This is a genomic window from Pantoea sp. OXWO6B1, from assembly GCF_001641135.1.
GTDB classification, from domain to species: Bacteria; Pseudomonadota; Gammaproteobacteria; order Enterobacterales; family Enterobacteriaceae; genus Pantoea; species Pantoea allii.
Window position 1 is genome coordinate 108,964 of record NZ_LWLR01000004.1, and the last position, 9,829, is coordinate 118,792.

At 53.4% G+C, this 9,829-nt stretch carries 13 protein-coding genes; 2 read left to right on the forward strand and 11 right to left on the reverse strand.

The window, feature by feature from the left end; all coding sequences use genetic code 11:
* Position 1 precedes the first annotated feature (1 nt).
* Genes traB through A6A26_RS24385 form a run of 5 tightly spaced genes read right to left on the reverse strand, consistent with a single transcriptional unit; the run spans position 2 to position 3,562 of the window.
* On the reverse strand, positions 2 to 1,393 hold the full coding sequence (gene traB, locus A6A26_RS24365) for an F-type conjugal transfer pilus assembly protein TraB (protein ID WP_063881351.1): 1,392 nt from the start codon (positions 1,391 to 1,393) through the stop codon (positions 2 to 4).
* Positions 1,393 to 2,121, reverse strand: coding sequence for an F-type conjugal transfer protein TraK (traK, locus tag A6A26_RS24370; RefSeq protein ID WP_063881352.1), 729 nt, complete (start codon positions 2,119 to 2,121; stop codon positions 1,393 to 1,395). The genes traB and traK overlap by 1 nt, the downstream gene beginning before the upstream one ends.
* Positions 2,118 to 2,777 (reverse strand): TraE/TraK family type IV conjugative transfer system protein, encoded by a 660-nt coding sequence (locus A6A26_RS24375; RefSeq protein WP_063881374.1) that lies wholly within the window; start codon positions 2,775 to 2,777, stop codon positions 2,118 to 2,120. Before A6A26_RS24375 ends, traK begins: the two co-directional genes overlap by 4 nt.
* A 50-nt stretch (positions 2,778 to 2,827) precedes the next feature.
* A complete protein-coding gene (traL, locus tag A6A26_RS24380) occupies positions 2,828 to 3,133 on the reverse strand; it encodes a type IV conjugative transfer system protein TraL (RefSeq protein WP_063881353.1) in 306 nt (101 codons plus the stop codon).
* Between the two features lie 3 nt (positions 3,134 to 3,136).
* Complete coding sequence (locus tag A6A26_RS24385) at positions 3,137 to 3,562, reverse strand: hypothetical protein (RefSeq protein ID WP_063881354.1); 426 nt, start codon at positions 3,560 to 3,562, stop codon at positions 3,137 to 3,139.
* 210 nt (positions 3,563 to 3,772) lie between these two features.
* Here A6A26_RS24385 and A6A26_RS24390 point away from each other — a divergent pair, with 210 nt between their 5' ends.
* A complete protein-coding gene (locus A6A26_RS24390; RefSeq protein ID WP_063881355.1) occupies positions 3,773 to 4,366 on the forward strand; it encodes a hypothetical protein in 594 nt (197 codons plus the stop codon).
* Between the two features lie 530 nt (positions 4,367 to 4,896).
* Here A6A26_RS24390 and A6A26_RS24395 read toward each other — a convergent pair.
* The gene (locus A6A26_RS24395; protein WP_063881356.1) at positions 4,897 to 5,286 is read right to left on the reverse strand and encodes a relaxosome protein TraM; all 390 of its coding nucleotides are present in this window, start codon (positions 5,284 to 5,286) and stop codon (positions 4,897 to 4,899) included.
* Between the two features lie 883 nt (positions 5,287 to 6,169).
* On the opposite strand from A6A26_RS24395, the gene A6A26_RS24400 reads away from it, so the two are divergent.
* Positions 6,170 to 6,628, forward strand: coding sequence for a lytic transglycosylase domain-containing protein (locus A6A26_RS24400; protein ID WP_063881357.1), 459 nt, complete (start codon positions 6,170 to 6,172; stop codon positions 6,626 to 6,628).
* Between the two features lie 106 nt (positions 6,629 to 6,734).
* Here the strand turns inward: A6A26_RS24400 and A6A26_RS24405 are convergent, their stop codons facing one another.
* The 5 genes from A6A26_RS24405 to A6A26_RS24425 form a co-directional block, all read right to left on the reverse strand.
* The gene (locus A6A26_RS24405) at positions 6,735 to 7,556 is read right to left on the reverse strand and encodes a DUF932 domain-containing protein (RefSeq protein ID WP_063881358.1); all 822 of its coding nucleotides are present in this window, start codon (positions 7,554 to 7,556) and stop codon (positions 6,735 to 6,737) included.
* A 64-nt stretch (positions 7,557 to 7,620) separates the two neighbouring features.
* The gene (locus A6A26_RS24410) at positions 7,621 to 7,977 is read right to left on the reverse strand and encodes a hypothetical protein (RefSeq protein WP_063881359.1); all 357 of its coding nucleotides are present in this window, start codon (positions 7,975 to 7,977) and stop codon (positions 7,621 to 7,623) included.
* A 727-nt stretch (positions 7,978 to 8,704) separates the two neighbouring features.
* Positions 8,705 to 9,028: a hypothetical protein gene (locus A6A26_RS24415; protein WP_063881360.1), complete on the reverse strand. Its 324-nt coding sequence runs from the start codon at positions 9,026 to 9,028 to the stop codon at positions 8,705 to 8,707.
* 56 nt (positions 9,029 to 9,084) lie between these two features.
* Positions 9,085 to 9,651, reverse strand: a complete 567-nt coding sequence (locus A6A26_RS26140; RefSeq protein WP_253851968.1) for a hypothetical protein — start codon at positions 9,649 to 9,651, stop codon at positions 9,085 to 9,087.
* A complete protein-coding gene (locus A6A26_RS24425) occupies positions 9,648 to 9,797 on the reverse strand; it encodes a hypothetical protein (RefSeq protein WP_063881361.1) in 150 nt (49 codons plus the stop codon). The genes A6A26_RS26140 and A6A26_RS24425 overlap by 4 nt, the downstream gene beginning before the upstream one ends.
* Positions 9,798 to 9,829: the final 32 nt, after the last annotated feature.

The following is a 9,829-nucleotide window of genomic DNA, read 5'->3' on the forward strand; positions in this document are numbered from 1 at the left end:
TTCAGTTGATGGTGTCGCCGAGCCGCAGCTGGCTGGCCTGCCTGAGCACTTCATCCGGGTTCAGAACGGTTGAATCAGAACCCCCTTTTGAGCTTTTAGCCGCAGTGGTGGCCGCCGTCTGCTGGACCGGATTAGCCGGAGACTCTTTCTTCTCTTTCTCAGCGTCTTCCTGTTCGATCGTTTTCAGCCGGAAGCCCTGCTGGAAGACCACGGTGACCGCGTTACCCGCCCCGATATCGATAACCGGGTGATACTGCTCTGCACGCTTGATGTAATACTGACTGAGCGTATCGGCCGCTTTGCTGGCACCGCCGCCGAGGCCCTGTTTGAAAATGTCACCGGCACCAATCGTTGTCGCACCGCCCAGTCCGACCATAGGGGTGGCGGCAGACTTGAAGCCGTCGCCCAGGCCAGACAGGAAGCCCGCCCCGCCCGCATTCATCAGAATTTGTCCGTTACGCATCACCGGTTTTCCCCGAATGCCGACCTTACCCTGGTAGGACACGTGCCCTTCAAAAGGCATATCGATGTGATCGCCGTTTTTCAGGATACAGCTGATGTTTTTGGTCCGGACGTCACCGCGCTCGCTGGAGATATCACCGTAGATTTCGCCGGTCACGCGGCACTTGTCCATGTTGTAGGTGCGTCCGTTCGGCATGGAAACGTCGCCGAGCAGCGTAATGACCACGGGCGAGGTGTTCTGCTGACCGGTCACGCTGGCGTTGGCGTCAGCCCCCTCAATCATGGTTGCCTCGGAGAACGAACCCGACGGAATCCACGGAAGGGTGTACTTTGGCTTCTGTAGCGCGGCATAGGTGAACGTGTCACGCTTCAGTCCTCCGGGGCGGACGGTTCCGCTGCCGGGATAAAAGCCCTGTCGTTCCTTTGAGGGATAGAACTGACCACCCTGACCGGATGCCGGCCCGTTGGCCGGATCGGTCACCTGCCACTGCGCAGGGCCTGCGGGCCCTTTTGACAGCGGGCCGTTTGCGGGCATCCCGGCACTGCTTTGTGTGCCTGTGCCGCTGCCGGCTGAAGGCGGTTTGTCCGCCTGATTCTGGAGCTTTTCGAGCGCACCGCTAATCTGCTCCAGCTTTCGGGTCAGGGCTTCATTCTGCGAACTGACCTCCGTGGACAGTGAGGACAGGCCCTTTTCCAGCGTGGCCGTTTTGTTCTGCTGCTGTGTCAGGACGGAGTTGGTCACGGTTTCGGTAAAGTCGGAGGTGACCAGTCCGTGTCCGGTCAGGTCCACCTTCACCGGCGCAGGTTTTTTCTGCTCCTCCTGATGATGTCTGTACCACCAGACGCCCGTGCCGATGGCCGTAGCGACGGCCACCGTAATCCCCGTTATCACCCACTGACGGCGGCGGGTTGCCGTGTTGATGTTGCTCATTACGAACCCTCCGCGTCAGTGGAGAAAATCACCCAGACGTAGCCCTGCCCACCGGCGTACAGCGTACGCGTGGACAGCATCACGGCGCGTATCCCTTTCTGCCAGAACTGCCTTTCGCTCAGCTCGCGCGTCACATAGCCGGTGTTGCTCATGCGATAGCGCATGACGCGCAGATGGGAACCGGCAAGCTGACGCTCGGGCGTCAGCGTCACGCCGGCGGCGGGCGTGTAAACCGGTCCCCGATCGGCGCTGAGCTCGGTATAGGTATCCGGTACGCCACCGTTCACGACGGTACGGGCGACGCTGACAAGCGTCTTCTCCCACGGCTGACTTTCTTCCCAGGCTTTTGCGTCAGGATTGGCTTTGATTTTTGTCACGGCAGGGATGAGGCGCAGCGTGCGCCCGTTCCCCGGACGGGGTGACACATCCAGTGAGGCGCTGATGCCGCTCGCCGTTTCCAGGAAAATGGTGAAGTCCTGGCCGGTCGTGGGCGTAATCAGCAGCGCGCCGTCTGCGGTAGTGTCGCGGTTGTAGGCATTCTCAGGGCCGGTCACGCCCGTGATGAGTTCGCCGTCAATGATGACTTTATTAGGACTGGTGTTGCTCATCTGCGCCTTCAGGTGGGCATTGTTTTCAAACACCGTTCCCGTGGGGCCGCTGACGGCTGCCATAGCGCTGCTGGTCAGGCAGGCTCCGGCAACGAGTAGCGCGGTAAAGGTCAGTTTCATGATTTTTTCCCTGAGTCGTCAGCGTCAAAGGCGGCTGGCCACTTCACTTCGGAGAAGTCTGTCAGGCGGATAAGACCGTCAACGTAGTGAAGATTAAAGCGGTAGGCCTTTCTGGCATCCGGAAGGTCAATCCTGTCCTTGCCACTGGCGGCTCTGACGCGGTGTGCATCAGGCGTGACGAGGTCAAGACTGCCGTTGGTGGTGCTGGCATGAAGCGTGCCGCCGACAGTAATTTCACCGGTGGTGGTGTCGGTGAATTCATGTTCGATGCTGAACACGCTGGCAATGCCGTTTTTCTTGATGTAGTCGGTCTCAACCGCAAGGGTTTTCTTCATTTCGGAGCGCTGCTCCGGGGGAACCCAGCTGAGTAAACGCGCGTACTGGCTGTCTACCGTTTCTGGCGTCACGTTCAGGCGGAGGCTGGCGAGAGAGCGAACCAGCATGCTGTTCAGGTTCGCATCGCCTCCGGTGGCCGTTGAGCTGAATGCACGGTCAAACATCATCGGAACGGTGATGGTTTTCTGTGTGCTGTAAAAATGCCACGCAAGACCGCCGGTAATACAGTTGCCGGCGACGCTGAGCGCCAGAAGGCCACCCAGTCCACCCAGCAGTGCCACCGTCAGTCTGTTTCGCGTCTCTTTTACACGAAGTTTCATTATCCCTCCCGCGCGGGGAAAAGGTGCCGCCCCGAAGGGCGGCAGGGTCATTACTGCATCCAGTGCCGGTTGGCTGAATCAGGCACGCGCCGGAACTGCACCCGAAACAGCATGGTCGGCAGATACCAGTACAAGAGGTTCAGAAGCCACCAGGAGCCCTGCCCTTTCTTGAGGTGCCGGATCAAAAGCCAGAGCACCGCCCCGACAACGAGCATCACGATGAACATGTCGATGTAAAAGCCGAGCAGACCACAACCGAGGAGGATAAAAGCCTCTTCAGGCGGCAGCCCGAGCCATCGTTTCTGCTGGTTCAGTGTTTCCGGGAAGCGGTATTTGGATGATTCCCGCTCGTCCACGATTCAGTTCGCAATCAGTGGGTAGAGCGTACGGGTGGCAATAATCAGGAGAACGAGGCCGCCGAGGACCATCGGGTTACGGGTTTTGATGTAAAGCCACAGACAGGAAAGGAACTCAACGATATACAAAATCCACTCAACCGTACCGCCGTGGCCGAATGTGTCGTTGATATCGGTTTTCTGCCCCTTCAGCAGGTCTTCCGCAAATGAAATCTGAGGGAATGCAGAAAGCAAAAGCATGACCCCGGACAAAATGAGAAGACGCTGCATAAACGGGCTGGATTTGACGAGCAGGAAAAACGCGGAGGACCTCAGTTTAAAGCGGGCGGAGAGCTGGCCGATAACACTGCGTTCAGGTGGTCTGACACCGTCCGGTAATGCTACCGCCACCGCCCCTTTTTCAAGGGGGGTTAAATCATCTGGCTTCATTGTAATTAATCCTTGATTTGAGTTAAGGAAATGTCATTGCGCGTAAACGGATGTAACGCTGCGTAAGTGTACATTTTCTCAAAAAAAAAAATCTGTGACACATGTCACGCTTTTACATGAATGTTCAGTAAATTTTAAGATTAATCCTGAATGCCGCTGGCGTAGGCTTGGGCCCTGACAAGGGAATACCTCGCAAGGAGGACCAGCAGCATGAAAGTGAAAGAAAAAATGGGCGACGGCAGAGGAAGGCCGAGGAAGTATGCTCAGGGTGAAATGCAGTACCGGAAACTGTGGCTCCCTGAAAATCTTCTGACCGAGCTGCGCGTAGCGGCAAGGGTTCGCGGATATACAACAAACGATGAAATCATCAGCAGATTAATTACCTCCCTGCAGTTTTCTCCCCGAAGGCCGGTAATTAAAACGGGCGAAGGTCAGAGGCTGGTCGCACTGGCCAGGTTGTTTGATGAATTTATTCAGAGCAGGCTGGAAGTTATTCGGCAGCAATATGCAGCAGAGTTAAAGAACCAGGAGGATAAAAAAGTATTTGTACCCGGCCAGAAGCGCGCATTCAGCAGCAGTTTCCCGGTTAATCTGAGAAGAGATATTGATATCAGCGCCCGGTTTAATAAGCAGAGCATGAACGAGGAAATTATGCAGCGCCTGCTGGGCTCACTGAATTACCTGACTGAGCACCAGTTACCTGAAAATGAAGAGGTTCACAGGCTGAGGGAACTGGCCGTATTGTTTGACGAGTTTATTACTGAAAAAGTCAGCCGGGCTGAGAACCCGCTTTCATCAAATTAGACTTGTATTTTATTCACGCCGGTTCATCCTGACAGTAACGATTAAATACCTTTTCAGCACACTGATATCCTGAGTGCATGGCGCGGTAATGTCTGTTATTCAGGAAGGGCGAAACGTTACTGACGTTTTGACTCAGTAAGGGTTTATCACTGAAAAAAACATCTTAAGACTTAACACAGCGGAGATTAAGGGCGAAACGAAACAGGACATAAGTTCCTGACGAATTCGCCCTTAAATTATTTCAGACACATTCCCTGACTCACCGTCTGAATTCACATTCACAACTTATGCCTTACATTGCCTCCTGAATAAAACCGCCTTCACAAGAACCGCCACAAGCAGACAGTGATAAAGCAACATCTGAGGCAACACTGAGTAGATTGCCGTGAAGAACCAGCATAGCTTAACAGGATGGACCTTAATTAAATGCTTCAGAACTATCTGGAGGGTAAGCCGGATAACGGATGCAGGGATAAGGAATTCAAAAAAAACTGAGCCGGGGATTAACCCGACTCATACAACAGATGAAATCAGTCTTTCTGGATAAAGTGCTTGCTCTCAGCGTCATATTCCGCCTGACTGATTGCTGAAAGATTTTGATTCAGCAACTCGCCCAGCCTGTCGTCAGAGTTTTCACCGCGCATATGCAGATACATTTCCGTCATCATGGCCGTCATAATGCTGATACCTTCACGCACACCAGCCACTTTCCGGATTAAGTCACGGTTAAAACCTTCTTCATCAAAAGTTTTCCCCTCACCCTGATGTTTTTTGATAATCAGACCAATCCCGACCAGTTCATTAACCATTGAGGAAAAGTTAATTTCTCCGTGCGTGGCGCCGTTCTGAATCTCAATCTCAACGAGTTCCTGAACATCCCTTTCCGTTTTTTCTTTAAAGTAAATATTTCTTCTGGCCATGTCTCACTCCTGAATGCCGTTGATATAAATACGGGCAAAGCGTTAGCTTAATGCGGATTTAAGTTTTGCTGTTCCTGACCACGAAAGCGGTGTAAAACAGATGTGGGTTTCTTTTTTATTATTCGGCTGTTTTTAACTGTGTGTCAATCAGGCACTGTAATTTTATTTTTGAGCTGATTTTCATGATAAAAGACACCTCCGTGCGGAAAGCCATTTTACAGAAAAACGGGCGTTTTTAGCCGTTTTTCAGTGTGTTAATCCGGCACTGTGGCCATAAAACAGCGTAAAGAAAGCCCTTTAAGTGCCCGTTCCAGGTGTGTTAATCCGGCACTACAGGGCTATTTTGTGTGTCTTAATCCGGCACCATCGCAGAATAAAACTCACTTAAGTTAATGATTAAATTATATAACCACAATTAACACACACGACAGTGCCGGTAGCAGTGCCTTTTTGACACACAATCCGGCACTGCATCAACACACAATCCGGCACCTTAAAAACACACAATCAGGCACTGCGTTAACACACAATCCGGCACTGACATATCATCTAATCCAGCACTGCAAGGTGTGTTAATTAACACACAATTTAGTTTTAACCTCAAAAAAAACATAATATTTGAAACCTAACTCCTTGTTTTAATGAAACAAAACCGCAAGATGAAATCTTGCGTGGGGTGTGATGAAAGAGAAACTATAAAAGCGGCTTGTTGAATATGTGTCTTAAGTGGAATTTAATTAACCTCTGCCAGGCACTGACAACAAACATCAAGCGCAGAGTGCGCGCCTGTAACGAATTATCTTGCACAGGATGATCTGAGAAGGTATTTTTTGATCAGACACAGCACGGCGCATTTTGCGCACGCACATGAGATTCCATAAATATGAAGTGGTTACCCGCCGCCGTCCTTTTTATCGCATTCACCGTTCAGGCTGAGCCAGAAATGTGTTTCACGAAAGCCGGGCATGATTTCGGAATCGATCCGCGTTTACTCATGGCACACTCCATTCAGGAGTCGCGCATGCGTAATAACGCAATAAACAACAAAAGCGCACGAAAAAGCACTGACGTATGCAATATGCAAATCAACAGTTCAAACTTCAACGCGTTAAAGAAATTCAATATTACGCGGGAACGTTTACTGGCTGATCCGTGTATTTGCATTTATACCGGCGCATGGATCGAGGCGAGCAATTTCAAAAAGTATGGCAGGACGTGGGACACGGTCGGTATGTATAACACCGGACCGAATCCGAAGTTAATTAAACAGCGCAGAGAGTATGCCGCGATAATTAAAAGCATCTACCGCGTTCTGGTTGCAAGGGATGAAGTTTATGCGTAAATGAATAAAACCGGACCTCTTGAAAAATCGCCTTCTATAACGCTGAGCCGGAATGATCCCGGCACCCCCAAAAAGTAAACCCCGGCGAACCGGGGTTTACTTTTTTTCAGCTTTTCAGCTTCGCGAATTCTTCCGCCATCTTCCACAGCGCCTGATTTAATTTTATGTCGCCGTCGATGCCGTTAACAGGGCGCGTGGTGGTGCGCTTCCCTTTTTCAGTTCGCCCCGACAGGCCACCTTTTACAAGATTCTCCTGAACGATATTAAAGGCCGTCCACAGGTCGGTGCCTTTGTCATGCCAGCGGCGGGGGTGAATAATATTTTCGGCGGTCACCGGGGGTGCCTTGTCTTCATATTTGTACTCCAGCGCCAGCTGGCCCAGCAGCAGCCTTTCTGCCTTATCCAGCTCAATCCCCTTCATCATGCCGATATTATTTTCGACTTTTTCAAACACATCCAGAACCGAAAACGCGCCTTCGATCACCTGGCTGACAATATCGCCTTTGTGCGGCACGCTGATTTCGCCAAATGTTTTCCAGCAGACCAGCCCGTTGGTGCAGACTTCGCGGAAAATACCGGGGATCATTTTATAACTGCTGGAACCGTCATGACTGTTCAGCAGAACAATTTCAGGCACCTCCTTGCCGCTGCCGTTATTTCCGCGACGCAGGCGGATCATGTGTTTGGTAAAATCCCGGCGATCCTGATCGCGCACGCGGGACTGTTTTGCATAGAAAGGTTCGAACCCTTCCGAGCGGAGTTTGTCGAGCAGGGTAATTGTCGGAATATAAGTATAACGGTCTGAACGCGACTCATGTTTTTCAACAGAAAACGCACTCGGTACGTACCGCATAAGCTCATCATTGGTGAGCGGGCGATTTTCGCGAATGGATGTTTTTGGAGCATAACGGCTTGCAAAACTGACCATAGTGATTACCTCTCAGATACGTTGTTATTACGCCGGGGTTGTCCCGGCATCGGATGTTTGTCGCTCAGCGCGGCGCTGAGGAATGCTTACCGGCGTTTTCCAGTGACCAGGCGATCATTTTTCGGGTCTGCGCGTAATTGATGGCCGTGTAGCCCAGGTCGAATTCATAAAGGGCGTATGGCCAGCCCTCCCAGACATAAATTTTGCGTGGCTCACCGTCTTCTGACGGGTCGGTGATTTCTTTAAACAGCGCCAGCTCCTGCCAGGTCACCCCGCCCGGCCCGCAGAAGGTGCCGTTGTCGATGATGAAATCGCTGAGATCCTGAAACTGATCCGCTGTCAGTCCGGTGTTGACTTTTGTCCCTTCAACCCGTGTTTCGGTAGATTCAGAAGCGGCGGTCTTGACGTTGCGTGTGTTCATGCTGGTTCTCCTCTGTCGGTTGCTGTTAACCATGTTTCGGTGAGTTCATCGCGGCGAAGGGCAAAGTGGCACCGGCTGGCGACCGGAACGGAGGCGTCACCGGAAGCCGCAGCGCAAGCGAGCCGGGTTTATGGCGAGTGCGAACGGGTGAGGAACGGCGAAGCGTACCGGAGTGGGAGGGCGACGGACTGTGCTACTGTCAGCCCTCCGCGCTGAACCACCGGAACAGAACAGCCGCACGGGGATAAAGTGAGCATGAACACCTCCGGCACGACGGAACGGCGTGACGGCCTTACAGGGCGCGGACGCGCCCGGTGAACGCACCGGCGCCAGCCGGTTGCAGCCGTTGACCTCAGCCATCAGACCTTAGCCGGGAGGCCCGAAACGCGGCCCTTTGCGGTTCGGCGGAGACGGGCGGCAGCTATATCGCCGCCTGTCGGAGTTGGGCTGACGACTGCCCGCCAGGGCAGGAGCCGAAGGGGGCCATGTCCCGGCAGTGGCTTATGAAAAGGCGAAAAGGGTTCATCAGGCAGCGGAAGCTGGCCATAAACTCACCCGGCCATACCCGTTCTGGCATGAATACTGGCCAGAATGGTCACATTACTTAGCAGAGTGGTGAAGCTGCCCCGCAGAGTCACAGCACGCGGAGGGAGGGAGCCGGTGCGTCAGCACCGGGTTTTGCCCGGCCCGGAGGGCCTGCAGGGTTTGCGCCCTGCACCGCACGGTATCAGCCTGCGGCTTCATCCCGAAAATGCTCACCGGCGCGGATAAGCAGCTCGCAGAACGGCAGATCTTTAGCGCTGCACAGGTGCATAAGATTTGCCAGCAGATCGGTAATGGCCGTTTCTGCCAGGTCATTTTTACTGTCCAGCCCCGTGCAGCGGGCGAAGGTGACGACTGCCGCCGCAGCGCTACAGGTCACGTCGGTTATTTCCCACGGTATCGGATGCAGCGCGTAATCTGCCAGGTCATCGAGGTCGGCTATTTTCAGTGATTCCGGAGACGCAACTACAGTGGGCGTTACCACAGCGGATGGGGTGTTTTTCAGCATAGGGAACTTCTCCTGAGTGGGTGACAGCAGGGCCGGAAACAACCGGCCCTGTCCCGTCAGATACGCACTTTGCGGTTATAGATGGCACGCCAGTCGTTGTAATCGCTGCCTTTTCGCAGCGGCTCCAGACTGCAAAGGTTCTCGGCCAGCCCGTTCATAACCAGAACGCGCTCAACCGCTTTAAACCACGACTCATCCTCTGCCACCGGAAACCACATATTCGCATTGTGGCCACTCAGCAGCGGATGACCACAGAAATGCACCCCCCTGCCCCGCTTCGTTTCGCAACCCGTTACAGTTACCGTGGCTCTCACCTCCTCAGAAGGCGTGCAGCGGGCGAGCTGCTCGACAATATCATTCCAGCACCATTCATCGTCTTCCGGTACGGCCAGATCGATGCAGTTGAGCGACTGGCATTCCGCGCGGGCCGACAGCCTGGCGATTTCCTTCAGGGTCGGATCATCATTCGCCCCTTCCGTGCTGTGAATAAACTGGCCGTGGATGTAAAACGCTTCGTCCCCGTTGTCCAGGGTAATGACGCAGTACTGGCCCAGCGCGCGGGCAATGTCGTCCTCGGTGACGGTTGTAAGGTCGGCATTTTCTGCCTGATTCTGCTGGCTCATGCTCTGGCTCCCGTCATTGTGTTAACGGTCGTAATGAACTGCTGCCAGAGATAAAACGGCATCGCAGGCACATGAGCATGCTGGCCGCTGCGCAGTGCGTTTACAAACAGCGCCGCCTGTGCGACGATTTTCGGGTCAAAATTCATGTTCGTCTCCTCGACTCGGATTTTGATGGGGC